The sequence below is a fragment of the Streptomyces sp. NPDC002838 genome (genome assembly GCF_040295365.1).
GTDB lineage: Bacteria > Actinomycetota > Actinomycetes > Streptomycetales > Streptomycetaceae > Streptomyces.
Genome location: NZ_JBEOVF010000025.1, coordinates 1 through 16,772, shown reverse-complemented (window position 1 = coordinate 16,772; position 16,772 = coordinate 1). Strand labels below are relative to the sequence as shown.

The window sequence follows — 16,772 nt, the reverse complement described above, 5'->3', positions numbered from 1 at the left end:
TTCCGGGGACTGTCTCGTGTCCCTGGGGATGTCGAATGCGCCGGTTCCCGATCGACGTGAGAGTGAAGGCAGTACATCCCTGGACCTCAGGAGCATCCCATCGTGATCGTGACCGCGGATATGGCCATCTCTCTCGACGGGTACGTCGCCGGCACCGACGTCTCCCTCGACAACCCGGGAGGCGACGGCGCCGAGCCGCTCTTCGAGTGGATCCACGACCTGGCGAGCTGGCGGCAGCGCCAGGGTATGACCGGCGGGGAGGAGAACCGCGACTCCGAGCTGATGCGCGAGTGGTTCGATGCCACCGGAGCGGTGGTCATGGGACGGATGATGTACGACACGGGCGAGGAGTTCTGGGGCGACAATCCACCGTTCAGGGCCCCGGTCTTCGTGCTCACCCACCGCCCCCGCCCGGCCCTGGTCAAGGAGGGCGGCACCACCTTCACCTTCGTCACCGACGGCATCCACAGCGCCCTCGACCAGGCGAAGGCCGCCGCCGGGGACAGGAACGTCGACATCGCGGGCGGGGCGAGCACGGTGCGGCAGTACCTCAGGGAGGGGCTCATCGACGAACTGCAGCTGCACGTGGTGCCCGCGCTCCTCGGAGACGGACTGCGGCTCTTCGAGGGACTGGGCGCCGGGCGGCGGAACCTCGAACCGGTCAGGGTGGTCGACACGCCCCTCGCCACCCACCTGAAGTACCGCTTCGTGAAGTGACCGGGCACGGATGAGGCCCGGCCCCGGCGGACCCGCCATCGACCAGGAGCCTGGTCCTGGGGACGTGGAGCGTGGCCCTGCCAGGGTTGCCCGTCTGGAGGCGGAGCCCAGCGCCGAAGACGCCGACGACCTCGCGTACGACATCACCTGCACCCGGGGCGGTGCACGGGCCCAGCGGATGGCCGACGGGGACGACTGAGCCGTACGGGGCACCACCTTGCTCGTCGTCGTGCGACCGGTACCCGGCGTCCCGGATCAGGTGGCGCTCTCCGCACGACGCCGACCATGCCGCGACAGCCGACCTCGACCAGGATGCCGCGGGTGTCCAGCCCGTAGCGGGCGGCGGCGGTCTCGGCGTGAGAGGTCCACCCGTACCTCGCGGTCCCGCAGGGGTCGTACGAGATCGTCGGCGGCGTCCATCAAGGGGAACGGGCGGCGCCGGGAGGTCGGCCGGGTGCACGAGCACCACGGCACCGCGCTCGTCGAGAACCCGCCACAGGGCGTCCTGGCCTCGGTGCCGAGGCCCGACCAGGGCCCGCTCGGCCTCCTTGGCCGACGTGTTGGCATCGGGCATGGGCAGCGTGGCGAACCAGCCGAAACGGTCGGGGTGTTCGGCGGCGAGAGCGGCGGAGAAGTCGTTGAGTCGCCGGGCCAGGTCGGCGGCCTCCGTGGGGTCGGCGAGGAAGCCGGTGCCGGGGGTGGAGACGGAGAGGATCGCCGTGCGGTCTCGAGCAGGTCCATCAGTTCCGGGGCCGCTTCGGGACTCCAGCCGGGCAGCGCCCGGCCGCCCGCGTCGGCGATGCCCGGCCTTGGCGAGGGCGTCGCGGTAGACGGGTGGGACTTGGTGCTGGTGGACGTCGATCCTGCGGGGTGCGGTGGTCATGGGGCGACCTCTTGGCCTTCTTGGGTGAACAGGTCGTGCTCGGCCGTACGCAGCAGCCGTGCGCCCTTCGCGCGCTGCTCGGCGGTCAGGGGCATCCCTCGCTCCCGGCCGCCATGCGGACCGTCGCCTCGTACACCAGTCGTGCGTGCAGCTCGAGCAACGCCACCAGGTCGACGGCGTCGCCGTTGATCTCCCGCTGGATGAACAGACCGTCGGCGCCGGCGACAGCGTAGGTGGTCAGAGTGTGCACAGCGGCCTCGTCCAGCTCCGGGAACAGCGCCTCTACCACTTCGGCGATCTTCTGTCCGGCGCTTTCGCGGACCTGGAGGAAGACGGTGCGGCCGCGGGGCTCGGTGGGCCGCCGCTCCAGGGCGAGCATCAGGCCGAGGCGCAGAAAGTCGGGCGCGTCGATCAGCGACTTCGCCACGTTCGCGGCCATCGTCGTCACCCGCTCCGCCGGCGTCCCGGTGTCCTCGCCGGGCACCCGCGCTCGCCCGCGATCTCCACAGTGGCGTCGAGGATGCGCTGCCGCGACGCCACCCCGTTCGCGCGCTTCCCGCGCGGCGTCTGTACAAGCGCTACAGCAAGAGCCGATGCAACGACAGTGAGGTGGCCTGGTGAGCGAGATCAGTGCCAAGGGCACAGCCGAGCGAAGTCCCCGGGACAGGGCCGAGACCCACGCAGGTGCGATGGGCCTCAGGGGCGTCGTACTGGAGCGCGACGCCGAGATCTACCCCCGTGCGCGGGCCATGCCGGCCGAGCGGCCGCTCGACTCGACGCGCGCGGCCGCACCTTCCTCAGCGCGCACCCCACCCCGCGCGGTCATGGTCATCCGCCGCAGATGTTCATCCACCAGCCCGCCCTGGAACAGGTCCTGCGCGACGGCGCCGACCGCCATCCGAACGTCGAAGTACTGCTGCGCCACGAGCGCCTGCGGCTGCGCCGGCACACCGACGGGGTGGAACTGGCGGTGGTCGGCATCGAGGACGACTCCGTACGACGGCTGCACGCGAAGTCGGAGGGACTCGGCGCGACCTGGACTGGGCCGAATGGCCCCCAGCCGTGCCCTGGTGGCCCCTGCCTCCGCGTGCGCTGCGGCGTGACACTGGTATCGACAGCAGACCGAGACGGGGAGCCGGCAGGGAGGTGACGGTCATGATCAGGCCAGTTGTGACCGGTGTGGTCGATACCGGTGAGGGCCGGGCGGCGGCCGACTGGGCGGCCCGGGAGGCCTTGCGGAGAGGACTGCCGCTCAGGCTCGTGCACGCCTGGGAGGCGGGCCTGCCCGAGGGTGAAGCCGAATCGGCTCTGCCCGAGCTCAGGGCCCCTCAGTACCACGCCCGCCGGGTGCTGCACAGCGTGCTCGACCGGCTGAGCGAACGCTATCCGCAGCTGCACATCACCGCCGAACAGGTGCACAGGCCGCCCGTTCCCGCACTGGTCGCCGAGGCGGAGAACGCCGAACTCCTCGTCATTGGCAGCCAAGGCCCCAGCGGCCTCGGCGGATTCCTCTCAGGGTCGGTCGCCATGGCCACCGCAGCCCGCATCGAGCGGCCGCTCGTCCTCGTAGGGGCCGGTGAGACGGCCGAGGACGAACACCTGATGGACGACGACAGGGAGCCGTCACCCCACAGGCCCGTCCGCGACGTCGCGGCCGCCCTCGACATCGACGGCCCGTGCGACGAGGTGCTGGAGTTCGCGTTCCACGCCGCCGAGAAGCGCCGCGCGCCGCTGCGTGCCGTACACGCCTGGCACGCGCCGCTCTCGCACGGCGTCCCGGACGCCGCCGAACGCGCGCGGATCAGGACGGCGGCGGAACGGGAGCTGGTGGAGCTGCTCGTGCCGTGGCGTCAGAAGTTCCCCTCTGTCGTCGTCAAGGGAGAACTGCGCGAAGGGCGCCCTGCCCACGTCCTCGTCGGTGCCGCGGCCGGAGCGGGTCTGCTGGTGGTGGGCCGCCGCAGGAATCGCGCAGCGGTCGGTTCGCGCACCGGACCGGTCGCCCACGCTCTGATCCACCACGTGCGGGAGCCGGTCGTCCTGGTTCCCCACGACTGACACATCGACTGGGCGTTTCGCGGGTGCGGTGGGCAAACAGGCCGAGCACCTGCCTGATCGCCTTGGGCGGGGACGGCCGCACGCTGGACCCGAGACGGGCACGCCCCGGGAGGTCGCATGGAATGGCTGGTCACGCTGGTCGGCGCGGCAGTGGTGCTGGTCATCCTTCGGGACGTGTTCCACACCCTCTGGCACCCCACCAGCCACGGGGGACTGAGCAGGTTCGTCATGACCCTGCTGTGGCGGCTGTCCACCCGGGGGCGCAAGGGCCAAAGGGCCGTGGGGCTGGCCGGGCCCGTCGGCATGGTGGCCGTGGTGGCCACGTGGGCCTGCGCCATGGCCGTGGGCTGGGCTTTGGTGTACTGGCCGCACATGCCGGAAGCGTTCGTCTTCTCCGGCACGCTGAAGCCGTCCGAGCATTCCGGGTTGGTGGACGCCCTGTACCTCTCCCTGGTCATCGTCGCCACACTCGGCCTGGGCGACATCGCACCCTCGGCCGACTGGCTGCGCATCGTGGCGCCCCTGGAGGCTCTGGTCGGCTTCGCGCTCCTGACCGCCACCGTCTCCTGGATCCTCGGCATCTTTCCGGCCCTGGCCCGGCGGCGGGCGCTGGCACTGCGCATCTCCCAGCTGCGCCGCGCCGGCCCGGCGGCCGGTCATCCGGACTCCGACGCGGGGGCCGCCGTGCTCGACGAACTCGCCGCCGACATCGCACGCGCCTGCGTGGACTTCCTCCAGTACCCCGAGTCCTACTACTTCCACGACAGGCTCAGCGACACCTCGCTGGCCCTCAACCTCGGCTATGCCGCCGATCTCGCCGAACAGGCACAACGGGCGGAGCACCCCGGTGCCCGGTTCGCCGCGGCAGTGCTCGCCACCTCACTCGACGACCTCGCCGCCGTACTCGACGAGCGCTTCCTGCACACCGAAGGCACCCGAGAACAGATCCTGTCCGCCTACGCCCGCGACCACGGCAGCCGCTGAGCCGGCCCTACGGCGGCCGAGCGGACCAATGGCGAGGGCAGTGGCCGACCACCACTTCCGGTGATTTCTCAGAGCCGGGCCCGCCGCTTGACGAAGACGTACATCGACCTTGGCTCAGGCCCGAAGCGCGCGTCGCAGTCGGCGTCCCAGCACCTCGACGGTGAGGCTGACCAGCAATGACGCCAGCAGGATGCCGGTGACCACGGGGAAGTCGAAGGCCGCGAGACGCTCGCTGAGCAGTCGACCCAGACCTGCGGCGCCGACGACGCCGACGATGGCGGTGTCGCGTACGCAGATCTCGAACCGGTAGAGCGTGTAGGTGACCAGGTGGTTGGCGGACGGTGGTCCCATGGACACGACGGCCGAGACCGCACGGGGCACACCGGCGTTGCGCAAGGACTCCCGGGGCCCGAGGTCCATGGTCTCCCAGGCTTCGGCGACCAGCCGGCCGAGGATGCCGCCGGTGTAGAGCCCCAGTGCCAGGGCTCCGGGCAGGACGCCCGGGAAGAGACCCAGGAGCGCGACGACGGCCCACACCGTCGGGGGGACCGACCGCAGCACCAGGAGCAGCAGCCGGGCCGTCCACCAGACGGCCCATCGGCCCCAGGACGTCGGGCCGCGCCGGTCGGCGCGCGGGCGGCCGGCCCAAGGACCCACGACCAGGGTGATCACGACCGCCACCACCATGGCGAGGACGGCCATGGCCACGGTGTCGAGGACGGCGCCGGTCAGTACCCGCAGACCGCCCTCGGGGAGTGCGGGAGGCCACAGGTCGGACAGCAGCCGACCGGCGAGGTCCTGGGTGCGGGACGAGGTGAGTCCGGCGGCTGAGAGGCCGACCCACCACCAGGCGACCGCGATCGCCGGTACCGCCAGGGCCAGGGACCAGCGGGTCGAGCGGGACAGGCCACGCGGCGACCGGCCGTCGTCGCGTGAACGCTCGTGTCCGACCGACCAGTCGGCGCAGGTCACCACCGCGACGTCGGAGCGGACGCGGTGGCTCCACAGCTCGACCGCCCCCGCGAGTGCCAGCAGTGCCGCGACCAGCGTCCAGACCTCGCCCCAGTTACGCGACTGCAGGCTCACCGTGAGCTCGAATCCCAGGCCACCGACGCCGGCGACGCCGAGCACGACCGCGGACCGCAGGGCGCACTCGAACCGGTAGAAGGAGTACGACAGCAGCAGGGGTGCCGTGCCGGGAAGGAGGGCGTAGGCCAGAGCCGGGCAACGCTTGGCGCCGGCGGCGCGCAGCGCACGCAGCGGCGCGTCGGGCACGGCGTCGAAGGTCTCCCCGAAGACCTGGGCGCTCTGCGCGCCGAAGGGCAGGGCGAGTGCCAGGACGGCGACGAGCGGGTCGAGGCCGAGCACGCTGACGAAGAGCAGCGCCCACACCAGCTCGTGCACCGAGCGGACGGCCACCAGCGCGCCGCGCAGCACAAGCCGCCCCGCACGTAAGGGCCATGGCAGCGTGCCGCTCCACGCCACGTCGCTGAGGACCAGCCCGCCGACCAGGCCGATCACCAGTGCCCCCGCCGTCCCGAGCAGCGCCAGGGCGACCGTCGTCGCCGTCGCCTCCAGGACCACGCCGAGGAAGCCCGGGTCCAGGGAGGGGTGCAGCGCGGTCGCCGCGAGGTCGTCGAGGAGGGCCAGGCCGCCTCGGTTGACCAGTTCGCCGCCCGACGGGACGGCGTGATCAGCCGCCCAGGCCAGCAGCCCGGCCACCGTTACCAGTGCCGTGAGCCTGCGGAGCAGAATCCGCCGCCCGCTGACAGGCTTTCGCCCCGGCGCGGGTACGGTCGGCGGGGTCGGCGGGGCGTCGAGTTGGAGCGTCATACGAGCTCGTAGAGGTCGTGCAGGGCTTCGTCGGTCGCGTCGGCGGCCGGGACGTCGAGGACGATCCGGCCCTCGCGCAGGCCCACCACGCGGGTGCAGTGCGCGCGGGCGAGGGCCGGCTGGTGCAGGCTGGCCACGAGCGTGCGCACGGTCGGCGAGGCGCCGAGCAGGCCGAGAACCCTCGCGGCGCGCACCGGGTCGAGACCGGAGACGGGCTCGTCGGCCACCACCAACTCGGGCTCCTGCACCAGGAGCCGGGCGATCGCCACCCGCTGCCGCTCGCCGCCGGACAGGCGCTCGGTGCGTTCGTACAGCGCCCAGCCCAGGTCGACCCGCTCGAGCGCGTCGCGGACCACGTCGAGCGAGTGCGGCCAGACCAGCGAGGCCAGCGCGCGGGGGGTGCTCCACCGGCCGAGCCGGCCCGCGTTGACGTTGTGCACCACCCGGACCTGCTCGATCAGGGCGAGGTCCTGGCTCACCGAGCCGATGCGCCGCTGCAGCAGCCGCCGCCGTGGGGCCGTCAGGCGTGCGGAGTTCTCACCGAAGACCTCCACGCTGCCCGTGGTCGGATCCAACGACCCGTTGACCAGAGACAGCAGCGTGCTCTTGCCGGCACCGCTGGTGCCCAGCACCGCCACCCGCTCCCCGGCACGGACGGTGAGGTCCAGCTCGCGCAGGGCCTCGTGCGCGCCGAACCGGCGCCCCGCTCCGCGCAGCCGGATCACCGGTGGAGAGTCACTCACCGCAGCAGCCCCAGGTCGCGGGCCACGTCCTCGATCCGGTCGTAGGCGGAATTCTTCGTGCGTACGAAGGACTTGGCGCCGAAGAGCTTCAGCAGCTTCGCGTCCTCGGCGTCCTGGTCGTCGAGACGCAGGAGCAGGTCCAGCACCTTCTCCTCGGTGCCGTCACCGAAGGTCTTGTCGAGATCCGGGCGGGCCAGCCAGTGATAGTCGGCGTAGCCGGGAGTGCGCCACAACAGGACCACCTTGCTGAGGTCGGCCTCGCCCGCCTCGACTGTGGCGTCCCAGACCTGCTTGTTGACGGCCCCGGCCTCGAAGCTGCCGCCCGCGACGAGCTCGATGGTGGCGTCGTGGGAGCCGGAGAAACCCGGCTTCCCCCGCAACTCGCTCTGCCCCAGCCCGGCCTGCCGCATGAAGTACTGCGGCATGAGCCGACCGGAGGTGGACGTCTCGCTGCCGAAGGTGAAGGTGTGCCCGGCGAGGCCGCGCAACCCGTCCACCTTCGCGAACGGCCGCAAGCCCGAGTCGGTGTGGGCGATGAAGAGGCTGTGGAACTCGGCGTCGATGTCCCGCTGAGCGACGGCCCTGGCACCCGGCACCCGTGCGCGTGCCTGGACGCCGGTCAGCCCGCCCATCCAGGCGAGGTGGATGTCGCCGATCTCGAACGCCCGCACCACGGCGGTGTAGTCGGTGACGGGCCGGTAGGCCACCTTCAGGCCGGTCGCGTCGGCGAACCGCTCGGCCACGGAGGGGTAGAGCCGGTTCAGCAACTCGGGGTCCTGGTCGGGAATGGCGGAGATCCCGAGCTGTCGCGTCTCCGACGCGGCCCCGGTCCCGCAGGCACTGAGCAGGAGCGTCGCTCCAGTGCCGAGGAGCAGCGTACGTCGGGTCATCGGTCTCACTGGCCCGACACCTCCTTGTTCCTGTGGTTCCTGTGGACGGCGTTGCTGTTCGAGGCGACGGCCGCGGCGACCAGCGCGACGGACAGCAGGAAGGCCGCCGAGGTCGCCGTACCGCCCAACAGCGGGTCGTTGAAGCCGATCTGGGCGTGCAGGGTCAGTGCGGCTCCGGCAGCGACGGCCGCCGCCGCCCGGCCGAGGACGGCACTCCCGCCGCGGGCGGCGGCCAGCAGCAGGCCACCGGCCAGCACCAGCACCAGGCTGCCGACGAGGTTGTACCGGCCGACACTGATCATCAGGTCCCAGGCCCGCAGGTAGTGGCCCTTGGTGGCGAGGGGATCGTCCCCCGCCGAGGCCAGTGCGCCGAGGCCGCCGAGGACCACCGCGATCACGCCCCAGAGCAGGCCGAGCCGGCGGGCGGAGCCGACGCCCGCCCGCAGCGCGTCGACGGCGAACGCCCGCCCGGCCGAGGAGAAGAGGATCGCCACATGGGCGCCGATCATCAGCCAGTAGGCCCACGGCCATTCGTGCGGGGCCTCGGCGACCGACAGACCGATGGACAGCGACATGCCCACGCCGAGAGCCGCCGCCACCCGCACCCAGGCACCGGTCAGCAGCAGCACGGCCAGGGCGCTCTCGGCGATCAGCACTCCCCAGCCGAAGACCTCGATGTTCGGCAGGACGGCCTTCTCCACGACCCAGCTGTACGGCGGAAACACCGGGTGGCTCACGGCGAAGGCGGTCCACTTGTAGAGCCCTCCGTCGGCGTCCCCGAAGGCCGGGGGAACCTTCCACGACACGTTGTGCAGCCACATCAGGCCGAGCAGCACCCGGAGGAAGGCCGCGCCGCCCGCCTGCCCACGAGGGACGGGGTCGGTGGCCGGGGCGAGGAGCCAACGTGCCCGTCGTTTCCTGGAGACGGTTCGCTCAGGCACAGCGGAACACCTCCCGCCCCGACCGGGCTGCCGCGTCCTGGACGGCGAGTGTGTCTCGTACGACGCCGAATACCTCGGCCAGCGGCAGCGGGGCATCGGCGATCCGCAGATGCGGGTCGGTGACCGCCACCGGGTGCCACCAGGCGCCGTCCGCGGTGAGCGTCGGCTCCGGCTCCAGGGTGTCGAGGGAGACGTGTACTCCCTGGTCGGCGAAGCCCTCCTGGGCCACCGGCCGGATGACCCGGTCCGGTACGGCGATCCCGGCGTCGTCGAGGCGCCGGTGCAGCGCGTCCACACCCCTCGGGTCCTCGTCGTAGAGCGTGGCGGCCACCCGCACCCGGAACCCGAGCGAACGGGCCAGCGTGATCCCGTCGAGCGCCCGCGACCACGACCCCGCACCTCGCTGCCGGTCGTGCAGCTCGGGCGTGGCCGAATCGAGGCTGATCTGGAGCACCACGTCGCGGTCCAGGTTCTCCAGGGTCTCCCGGCGGGTCCCCCTGGCGAAGATCATTCCGTTGGTGAGTACGGTGCGCTCCAGGCCGGCCGCGGCCGCGATCAGGGCACCGAGCCGCGGGTGCATGAACGGCTCGCCGCCGGTGAAGAACACCTCCCTGCCGCCCTGGGCCGCGAACTCCTCGAACACCGCGGCCGCCACGTCCGGGTCGAAACGCCGGGCCGTGGCCTTGGGTGAGGACTCGGCGCAGCAGTACCCGCAGGCGAGGTTGCAGTCGAAGTTGGTGTAGAGCCACAGCCGTCGGCCCACCGGCGTCCGCTCGCCCCGGGTGAAGACGGTGACCGCCTCGACGAGCTTCCCCGCCTTGTCCGCCTTGCCCGCCTTGCTCACGGCGAACCACCACGGACCACCGGCCGACTCGGCGACCTCGCCGACGACGTCATGCCCGACCAGGCCGGCCCAGGCCGGCAGATCGGTGACGACACTCGCCTCCGCGCTGCGCACACCGAGCAGTTGCCCGGGTTCCAGCCGCCTCATCGCCCGCGTGATCAGCAGCAGCAGACCGCTGCCGCAGTCCATGTCGCCGCCGTCGACCAGCGCCTGGACTTCGCCGAGCGGAGTCGGCGCCGGATCGGGAAGTGTCCGTTCGACCATGGCGGTCACCGTAGCCACGACCGGGCACGGCAAGGAGGGGCTCGCTCCTTACGGAACCATGACGCCGCTTGCCCGCACTGCCGGGCCCGGCCCACCGGGACTACCGTCACCGCCATGACGGACAACGGCATCCCGCGCCCCGACGACGCCGAGACCCGGACGGAGTTCTGGGAAGGGGTCCACCACAGTAAGGACACCGACGGAGTCTCCTGGTGGCAGTCGGTCCCGGGACTCTCCCTTGGATTGGTCGACAAGGCCGGGCTCGGACTCGACGAGCCCGTCATCGACGTGGGCGCCGGCTGGTCGACGCTCGTGGACCACCTCGTCGAACGCGGCTACCGCGACCTGTCGGCGGTCGACCTGTCGGTCACCGCCCTGCAGACCGTCCGCGACCGGCTCGGTCCGGCGGGCGCGGACGTCGTCCTCACCGTGGCGGACGTGCTCGACCTGCGTCTGGGACGCCAGTACGCACTGTGGCACGACCGGGCGGTCTACCACTTCCTCACCGAGCCGGACGAACGCGCCGACTACCTCGCCTCGTTGGAGCGCTCGCTGCGACCGGGCGGATGGCTCGTTGTGGCGACCTTCGGCCCGGACGGCCCGACCACGTGCAGCGGTCTCCCGATCGTCCGCTACACCCACGCCGAACTCGCCGACCAGTTCCCCGGCTACGAACTCGTCGACACCGCGGGTGAGGACCACCTCACCCCGTGGGGCACCTCCCAGCAGTTCACCGCGGTACTGATGCGACGCCGTTGAGCCGGTGCAGGGGCCACTCAGGAATTGAGTCGGTGGTCGGAATCCGTATCCGAACCGCCGTCACCGCCGCTCCCCTCGCCGGGCTCACCGCATCCGTCGTCACCGCCGTCCGCACCGACGGCATGCTCGTGGACCGCGGCCGCACCCTGCTCTGGAACGACATCGCCCGGGCGCTGTTCGCGGCCGCCGCGTGGAAGGTGCGCAAGGTGCCGGTCCGCGCCGCGACCGCGCTGGTTCTGGCCGGAGGCGCGGCCGTCGCGGTCGCGGGCCTGATGGCACCGCCCAGCACCAGCACCGACAAGAGAGCCGGCTCTTCCCGCCGCGGACCCGCCGCAGTGTGCACCGTCGTGGCGCTGACAGTGAGTTGGGCCAACGCCGACGACAGCACAGTGCTGTCCGCCGAGCCGGCGCTTCACCCCGCGGCGGTCGCGGACGAAGACGGCCCGGCGGTGAATCCGGGCGGGAGATGGGTTGCCGTGGGCAGTTCGCCAGGGGCTTCCTCCAACTGCTGCACGGTGGTGTCGTCCGGTCCGTCGCTCGGCGTGCCCGCGCGTGTGGACAACATCGACCAGGCCCCAAGGGCCAGGACGATCGCGGCGGAGGTGGCGATGACGCGGCCGACGCGCCGGAGTCTGGCTCGGCAGTCCAGATCCCGCCAGGCCGGGCCGGCCCACGGCTCCTCCGGCTGCCACAGCTCTCCGACCGCGTCTGTCCCGCCCTTCGCGGGCTCGTCGCGCGGACGCCGCCTCCGCTGCTCTGCCCTGTCCGCGGCGACGGGCCGGGGAAGCCACCCCTGTGCCCGTTCCTGGGCGGAGGGTTCCCTGGGGGCTGACGTGCGGATGGCCCGCTCGCTGTCCGCGAGGAACTTGAGCCACACATCCTCGGCGCTGGGCGGCGTGCCGTCCGGCACTTCGGGCGTGCCCTTGCTGTCCGGCCCCTCGGTGGTCACGGTCCCCCTCATCTTCCTTCTTGTTCACGGGCCATGGGCGGCGCCGCCTCGTCCCTGGCAGTGTCGTGTGACCCGTGATCGACGGGCTGCTGTGGTCAAGTTCCCGGCCTGTGACATCGAGTATGAGGCGACTGGGTTCAGGCCAGGCGACCGCAGGGCTGCGGAAGGGAGGAGCCCGCCGACGGCCGGGATCCCGCTCCGTGCCGCATAACTTTGCCGATGTCACTCCTGGGCGCCGAACGGCGGTCGGCCGTCGGCTCGGCCCCCCCCGCTCGATCATTGCACAGTGCAAAATGAGATCACCAGACCCGCTCGCTGCATTCCGCGACTTTTCTCCATGGCTCCGACGGTGCGTCGCCTCCCCATGCCCGGGACCGAAGGGCCGCAGACCTTACGAGACTCCGACGCGGACGTGGATCCGCCCTGACCCGCGTCACACGGCGACTCCGGTTCCGTCCGCCGCTGTTGGAGGGCGACGGCCGTCTTCCTACACGCGGTCAAGGCGGGCAGCGGCACGGTGACCTCATCGCGGTGCACGGCACCCTCGCCCTGCGTCATGAAGGCGGGCGGTCAGGATAGTCCAGAGCTTCCGGATCACTGCCAAGGGGCCGAAGCCGCTGCGCGCTGGCACCGAAACTCCACCGTCACCGGCTACCGCGCCGACCCGCGCGGCAGGCCGACGCTCACCGGCGAGGTTGGCATCGCCGTACTTCCCCGTCGCTTCTCAGGGGGCAGCATCGCGGCCACCGGACTGCCCGCCCTCGCCGAATCCGGCATGGAGGGCACAGCCGCGGTGCAGGGAATGCGGCCGCCGCGGCCCGACGCCCCGGACGCCCTCGTCCGCGGCGTCACGCGTGTCCGCGCCCGTGCCGAGCGTGTCGCTCGGCGGCGTCGAGCCGGACGAAGGGGATGGCTCGCCCCGCCTCGCGGTACGACGCCTCGCCGCCGTCGACGGGAAGGCTCATGAACGCGCACAGGCGACGGGCCGTGCGCGGGTGTCGGCGCGCGTAGCCGGCCATGATCTCGGCGCCTTCTTCGGCCGGGAGGAAGTGGGCGGTGACGGCGTGAGGGCGGTTGCCGAACTGGATGAGGGTCTTCGGCTGTTCGCGCAGGTTCTGGTACCAGTCGGCCTCCGCCCCGAAGCCGGAGGCGACGGTCCAGCTCCCCGCGGCCGGGTCGTAGGACACCACTTCCAGGACCACCATGCGGTCGAGCCTGCTGACGCGGCCGATGTGGTGCAGCAGGAGTAGCCGTTTCCCGAAGAGGGGCCCCAGTCCTGCGCGGAAGAGCAGGATCGGCAGCCGCAGGGCCAGGCGCCGCCATCCGGTGGGGAGTTGGGGGCGGTGGGGTGCGGTGTCTCTGTCTGTCATGATCACCTTCCGCGGGCCGGGAATGTCGGCTCTCGGCCTCGATTGGGTAAGGACCGGGGTTGAGAGCCGCCTCACGAGAGCGACCTTTGCATAGTCTAAAGGTGGGGGAGGGGCGCCTGCGAAGGACCAGGGGCGGCTCTCGAGCGCCGCGCTACCGCTGGAGTACGTCATGACCGACCAGAAGCCGTCATCGACCTGGACGATGCTGTCCTGCATGCCGATCGTGGTGATGGCGGTGGTCGCGGTGATGGACATCGTGGCGGGGCCGGGGGTGGGGTTCCTCCCGCTCGTCTCGCTCGGCCCCGCGTTCTCCGGGCTGGTCGGGGGGTGGCGTCGTACGGCGGTGATCGGCCTCGTGGCGCTGGTGTTGTGCGTGGGACTCGGTCTGTACGACGGGTTGTTCGAGGAGCGTCGGGGGTTCACCGCGATGGCGTCGGTGGCGGGCGTGACGGGCGTGGGCATCGCGGCGGCCGTGATGCGCTCGCGCCGCGAGGGAGAACTGGCCAGCGTGCGGTCGATCGCGGAGGTCGCCCAGCGGGTACTGCTGCGGCCGGTGCCGTTGACCGCGGGGCCGCTGCAGGCGGCGGTGTCGTACACCTCGGCCGTCGCCGAGGCGCGTATAGGCGGCGATCTGTACGAGGTGGTGGCCTCGCCGCACGGCATCCGGGTGATCGTCGGGGATGTGCAGGGCAAGGGTCTGGCCGCGGTGGAGACGGCGGCCGTCGTGCTCGGTGCCTTCCGGGAGGCGGCGCACGACGAGCCGGAGCTGGTGGGGCTCGGCGAACGCCTGGAGCGGAGTGTGGCCCGGGAGCTGGAGGGCGAGAAGTTCGTCACGGCGATCCTCGCCGAGATCGGCGCACGCCACGAGGCCGTCTTCCTGAACTACGGCCATCCGGCCCCGATGGTCGTACGTCATGACGGCGCCGTTGACTTCCCGGAGCCGCCCGCCCACGCCCTTCCGCTGGGTCTGGGTGCCCACGGAAGCGAGGGCCCGAAGCCCTATCGAGTGGACTTCGCGCCTGGTGAGCAGCTCCTGCTGTACACCGACGGTGTCACCGAGGCCCGCGACGAGGAAGGCCGCTTCTATCCCGTCGGCGAGCGCGCGCACCTGCTCAAGGATCCCGACGCGCACCGCGCCCTGGAAGCCCTGCGCGCAGACCTCGCCCAGCACGCCGCCGGACCGCCCCACGACGACGCCGCGATGCTCCTGCTCCGCTATCACGGTCATGGGGAAGGAAAATCTGGCCCCATCGGGTGAGTGAGCAGCGACTTCGGCACGGTAGAAAGGACACATGCCGGAGCGCGAGACCCCCATGGGGGCCATGGACGATGTTGACGCGGTCACCCGTGCGGTGCTGACCGCGTCCCGGCTGCTGGTGGCGGTCTCCGCCCGCTCCCTCGCCGAGGTCGAGGACCGGGTGACGCTGCCGCAGTTCCGGATGCTGGTGGTGCTGGCCACGCGCGGGGCCACCAAGCTGGTCGCGCTCGCCGACCTGCTGCAGGTCGCGCCGTCCACCGCGATGCGCATGGTCGACCGGCTGATCGCGGCCGGGCTCGCCGACCGGCACCTCAATCCCGCCAATCGCCGCGAGACCCTGCTGCAACTCACCGAGGAAGGCCGGCGGACGGTCGAGGACGTCACCGCCCGGCGTCGCGCCGAGATCGCCGCGATCGTCGCGCGGCTCACCCCGTTGCAGCGGCTGGCACTCATCGAGGCCCTCGCTGCCTTCAACGAGGCCGGAGGAGAGCCCCTCGCGCCGGCGCTGGACGATGCGGAGCCGCACCCGCTTGGCTGGGCGGTGGACCTCCCGGTGGCCCGCGACGCCTGAACCGCCGGGGCCGTTGTCGGATTCGGACCGCCCTTCTCCACCCCCCAGCGCCTTTTGCATAATGCAAGGGAGTTGTGCGGGTGCGGCCTGGCTGCCTGATCCCGGCAAGGCAGGCCGCCCATGCGTGTCCGGCCGAGAGCAGTGCGGACCACCCGCCTGTCACGTCAGGATGCGGAGCCATGACCGAACGCGGAACGATGCGGGGAGGGAAGACGCGCATGCGCCGACGACGTCGACCCCTGCCCGCGCCGGAACCGCACCTGATGGCGCATCTGCGGACCATGGTGTGGGGGCCGGCCGAGTTCGTCGGCCTGCCGCCGTGGTGGCTGGCCGCGGAAGGACTCGTTGCCGGGTGCGTGGGAGTGGGGGCGATCGTGGGTGCCGCGGTCGCCGGTGCCTGGTACGGGGTTCCCGGGCTGGCGGACGGCGAGGGCGGTCTGGTGTGCGCCGCCGCGCTCGCTCTCTACCTCTGCGTGGTGCGGGCCGGACGGGCGCTGGTCGGCATCGTCGCGCTGCTCGGGGTCTGCCTCGCGCTGCAGGCGCCCCAGGCGGCCGCAGGCCTGGTGCTGGCGGAGCGGGGGCGCGTGGAGTCCGTGGTGGTGACATCGGTCGAGGGCGGACCCGGAGCCGTATCCGGCCGCGGCCGCTATCTCTGCTCGGTGGCCGACCGTGACGGCGAACCCCTGAAAGTCCGCATCTGGCGGGGCTGCGGACACGCCACCCGCCCGGGCGACGCGCTCGCCGTCGTGTACGACTCGAAAGGACGGGTGCCGCCGCGCGGCGTGGAGGCCGGCATGTCCCTGTCGGGGCCCCTTCGTGGTCTGGGCGGCTGGGCTGCGGCACTCATCGCCGGGTGTGTGGTCGCGGTCGTACGCTCCTACCGGATCTCCCACACGGCATCCGGCCCTCCTGCCTCCCCGGATTCCCCGGCGGAACCGTGACAGGGCGGCAGAGCCGCTCTGCGGTGATCATCCGCGGTCGGGCTGGGAGTGGACGTCGTGCCGTTTGGGAACCGATGCCGCCCGATGACCGTGACTGGGTGCTGGAGGCCGCCGCTACCGTGCCCGGCGTCCACGGTGCGTATCACCTCATCGATCCCGCAACTGGCAACGGACTGCCTTTTGCCTTCTTGTGCCTTCCTTGAGGACGAAGCCGCGGCTCAAGCTGCACGAGAGGCCATCGGGAAACGCGCCGAGGAGATCGGCCGGCACAACACCCCGCACCCGGCTCCCGCCTCCCGGACGATCTACAACGTCAGCCGACACGCGTAGCCCGGCACCAGAGGACGTGCCAACCTCCGGCCAGCCGTGACACAGCCGTAGAAGCCGCAGGTCGCAGCGCCGGCCTAGGTCACGAGGAGTGAGTTCCTGCACCAGGCTGGGGGTGGCGCGACAGCTCCGCATGCGGGCAGGCGCCCCCGGCCGCACGCTGGTGCCATGGCCAGCGCGCAGCCCATCGTGATCTACCCGCCCGCCGAGGACGGCGGCCGGCGCGTCCGCGTGGACGACCGGTTCGTAGGGATGGCGTACGGGCTGCTGGACATCGCCGTTCTGTGTCAAGTCTGCGCGCGTTGCAGGCGCTGTCCCTTGCCGTTGAGGCGAACCTCAAGCCAGCTCGCTTAGATTCAACCGGTCGGAGCAACAGTGCTGGTTGAGGACGGTTTGCGTGGCGAGACTGGGTCGGCCTGGGATGTCGGACGAGACGAAGGCCG

Annotated in this window: 16 protein-coding genes and 3 pseudogenes; 8 read left to right on the top strand and 11 right to left on the bottom strand. The window is 71.8% G+C overall.

Going from position 1 to position 16,772, the window contains the following annotated elements; translation table 11 throughout:
* Positions 1-102: 102 nt before the first annotated feature.
* Together ABT063_RS28520 and ABT063_RS28515 are read left to right on the top strand one after the other, a co-directional pair.
* Positions 103-717, top strand: coding sequence for a dihydrofolate reductase family protein (locus ABT063_RS28520; protein WP_351062073.1), 615 nt, complete (start codon positions 103-105; stop codon positions 715-717).
* Positions 718-781: 64 nt separating this feature from the next.
* A complete protein-coding gene (locus ABT063_RS28515) occupies positions 782-916 on the top strand; it encodes a hypothetical protein (RefSeq protein WP_351062266.1) in 135 nt (44 codons plus the stop codon).
* A 79-nt stretch (positions 917-995) separates the two neighbouring features.
* Here ABT063_RS28515 and ABT063_RS28510 read toward each other — a convergent pair.
* The 4 genes and pseudogenes from ABT063_RS28510 to ABT063_RS28500 form a co-directional block, all read right to left on the bottom strand.
* Positions 996-1,146, bottom strand: a pseudogene (locus ABT063_RS28510) (4-hydroxy-2-oxovalerate aldolase family protein); the annotation flags it as partial.
* Positions 1,145-1,600 (bottom strand): annotated as a pseudogene (locus ABT063_RS52320) (amidohydrolase family protein); the annotation flags it as partial. The pseudogenes ABT063_RS52320 and ABT063_RS28510, both read right to left, overlap by 2 nt.
* Before the next feature lie 85 nt (positions 1,601-1,685).
* Positions 1,686-2,140, bottom strand: a pseudogene (locus ABT063_RS28505) (hypothetical protein).
* Between the two features lie 190 nt (positions 2,141-2,330).
* A complete protein-coding gene (locus tag ABT063_RS28500) occupies positions 2,331-2,609 on the bottom strand; it encodes a hypothetical protein (protein ID WP_351062071.1) in 279 nt (92 codons plus the stop codon).
* Between the two features lie 146 nt (positions 2,610-2,755).
* Here ABT063_RS28500 and ABT063_RS28495 point away from each other — a divergent pair, with 146 nt between their 5' ends.
* Together ABT063_RS28495 and ABT063_RS28490 are read left to right on the top strand one after the other, a co-directional pair.
* Positions 2,756-3,655, top strand: coding sequence for a universal stress protein (locus ABT063_RS28495; RefSeq protein WP_351062069.1), 900 nt, complete (start codon positions 2,756-2,758; stop codon positions 3,653-3,655).
* Positions 3,656-3,772: 117 nt separating this feature from the next.
* Positions 3,773-4,639, top strand: a complete 867-nt coding sequence (locus ABT063_RS28490) for a potassium channel family protein (protein ID WP_351062067.1) — start codon at positions 3,773-3,775, stop codon at positions 4,637-4,639.
* 114 nt (positions 4,640-4,753) lie between these two features.
* On the opposite strand, the gene ABT063_RS28485 is transcribed toward ABT063_RS28490, so the two are convergent.
* The 5 genes from ABT063_RS28485 to ABT063_RS28465 are packed head-to-tail and all read right to left on the bottom strand — an operon-like array spanning position 4,754 to position 10,154.
* On the bottom strand, positions 4,754-6,472 hold the full coding sequence (locus ABT063_RS28485) for a PhnE/PtxC family ABC transporter permease (protein WP_351062066.1): 1,719 nt from the start codon (positions 6,470-6,472) through the stop codon (positions 4,754-4,756).
* Positions 6,469-7,215 carry a phosphonate ABC transporter ATP-binding protein gene (locus tag ABT063_RS28480; protein ID WP_351062064.1) on the bottom strand — a complete coding sequence of 249 codons (747 nt, stop codon included), beginning with the start codon at positions 7,213-7,215 and terminating at the stop codon, positions 6,469-6,471. The genes ABT063_RS28485 and ABT063_RS28480 overlap by 4 nt, the downstream gene beginning before the upstream one ends.
* On the bottom strand, positions 7,212-8,105 hold the full coding sequence (locus tag ABT063_RS28475) for a putative selenate ABC transporter substrate-binding protein (protein WP_351062063.1): 894 nt from the start codon (positions 8,103-8,105) through the stop codon (positions 7,212-7,214). Before ABT063_RS28475 ends, ABT063_RS28480 begins: the two co-directional genes overlap by 4 nt.
* Before the next feature lie 5 nt (positions 8,106-8,110).
* Positions 8,111-9,046 (bottom strand): Rv1678 family membrane protein, encoded by a 936-nt coding sequence (locus ABT063_RS28470; RefSeq protein WP_351062061.1) that lies wholly within the window; start codon positions 9,044-9,046, stop codon positions 8,111-8,113.
* Complete coding sequence (locus tag ABT063_RS28465) at positions 9,039-10,154, bottom strand: radical SAM protein (protein ID WP_351062059.1); 1,116 nt, start codon at positions 10,152-10,154, stop codon at positions 9,039-9,041. The genes ABT063_RS28470 and ABT063_RS28465 overlap by 8 nt, the downstream gene beginning before the upstream one ends.
* 114 nt (positions 10,155-10,268) lie before the next feature.
* Here ABT063_RS28465 and ABT063_RS28460 point away from each other — a divergent pair, with 114 nt between their 5' ends.
* Positions 10,269-10,913: a class I SAM-dependent methyltransferase gene (locus tag ABT063_RS28460; protein ID WP_351062057.1), complete on the top strand. Its 645-nt coding sequence runs from the start codon at positions 10,269-10,271 to the stop codon at positions 10,911-10,913.
* Between the two features lie 412 nt (positions 10,914-11,325).
* Here the strand turns inward: ABT063_RS28460 and ABT063_RS28455 are convergent, their stop codons facing one another.
* The gene (locus ABT063_RS28455) at positions 11,326-11,862 is read right to left on the bottom strand and encodes a hypothetical protein (RefSeq protein WP_351062055.1); all 537 of its coding nucleotides are present in this window, start codon (positions 11,860-11,862) and stop codon (positions 11,326-11,328) included.
* Between the two features lie 848 nt (positions 11,863-12,710).
* Positions 12,711-13,232 (bottom strand): nitroreductase family deazaflavin-dependent oxidoreductase, encoded by a 522-nt coding sequence (locus ABT063_RS28450; protein ID WP_351062052.1) that lies wholly within the window; start codon positions 13,230-13,232, stop codon positions 12,711-12,713.
* A gap of 169 nt (positions 13,233-13,401) precedes the next feature.
* Here ABT063_RS28450 and ABT063_RS28445 point away from each other — a divergent pair, with 169 nt between their 5' ends.
* The 3 genes from ABT063_RS28445 (at position 13,402) to ABT063_RS28435 (ending at position 16,002) form a co-directional block, all read left to right on the top strand.
* Positions 13,402-14,490, top strand: a complete 1,089-nt coding sequence (locus ABT063_RS28445) for a PP2C family protein-serine/threonine phosphatase (RefSeq protein ID WP_351062050.1) — start codon at positions 13,402-13,404, stop codon at positions 14,488-14,490.
* A 34-nt stretch (positions 14,491-14,524) separates the two neighbouring features.
* Entirely contained in the window at positions 14,525-15,061 is a 537-nt protein-coding gene (locus ABT063_RS28440; protein ID WP_351062048.1) for a MarR family winged helix-turn-helix transcriptional regulator, read from the top strand.
* Between the two features lie 179 nt (positions 15,062-15,240).
* Positions 15,241-16,002, top strand: coding sequence for a hypothetical protein (locus tag ABT063_RS28435; RefSeq protein ID WP_351062046.1), 762 nt, complete (start codon positions 15,241-15,243; stop codon positions 16,000-16,002).
* Positions 16,003-16,772 lie beyond the last annotated feature (770 nt).

Coding starts and splice junctions, on each gene's coding strand:
- ABT063_RS28495 (WP_351062069.1), top strand. CDS start 2,756: ATGATCAGGCCAGTTGTGACCGGTGTGGTCGATACCGGTGAGGGCCGG.
- ABT063_RS28490 (WP_351062067.1), top strand. CDS start 3,773: ATGGAATGGCTGGTCACGCTGGTCGGCGCGGCAGTGGTGCTGGTCATC.
- ABT063_RS28485 (WP_351062066.1), bottom strand. CDS start 6,472: ATGACGCTCCAACTCGACGCCCCGCCGACCCCGCCGACCGTACCCGCG.
- ABT063_RS28475 (WP_351062063.1), bottom strand. CDS start 8,105: ATGACCCGACGTACGCTGCTCCTCGGCACTGGAGCGACGCTCCTGCTC.
- ABT063_RS28465 (WP_351062059.1), bottom strand. CDS start 10,154: ATGGTCGAACGGACACTTCCCGATCCGGCGCCGACTCCGCTCGGCGAA.
- ABT063_RS28460 (WP_351062057.1), top strand. CDS start 10,269: ATGACGGACAACGGCATCCCGCGCCCCGACGACGCCGAGACCCGGACG.
- ABT063_RS28450 (WP_351062052.1), bottom strand. CDS start 13,232: ATGACAGACAGAGACACCGCACCCCACCGCCCCCAACTCCCCACCGGA.
- ABT063_RS28445 (WP_351062050.1), top strand. CDS start 13,402: ATGACCGACCAGAAGCCGTCATCGACCTGGACGATGCTGTCCTGCATG.
- ABT063_RS28440 (WP_351062048.1), top strand. CDS start 14,525: ATGCCGGAGCGCGAGACCCCCATGGGGGCCATGGACGATGTTGACGCG.
- ABT063_RS28435 (WP_351062046.1), top strand. CDS start 15,241: ATGACCGAACGCGGAACGATGCGGGGAGGGAAGACGCGCATGCGCCGA.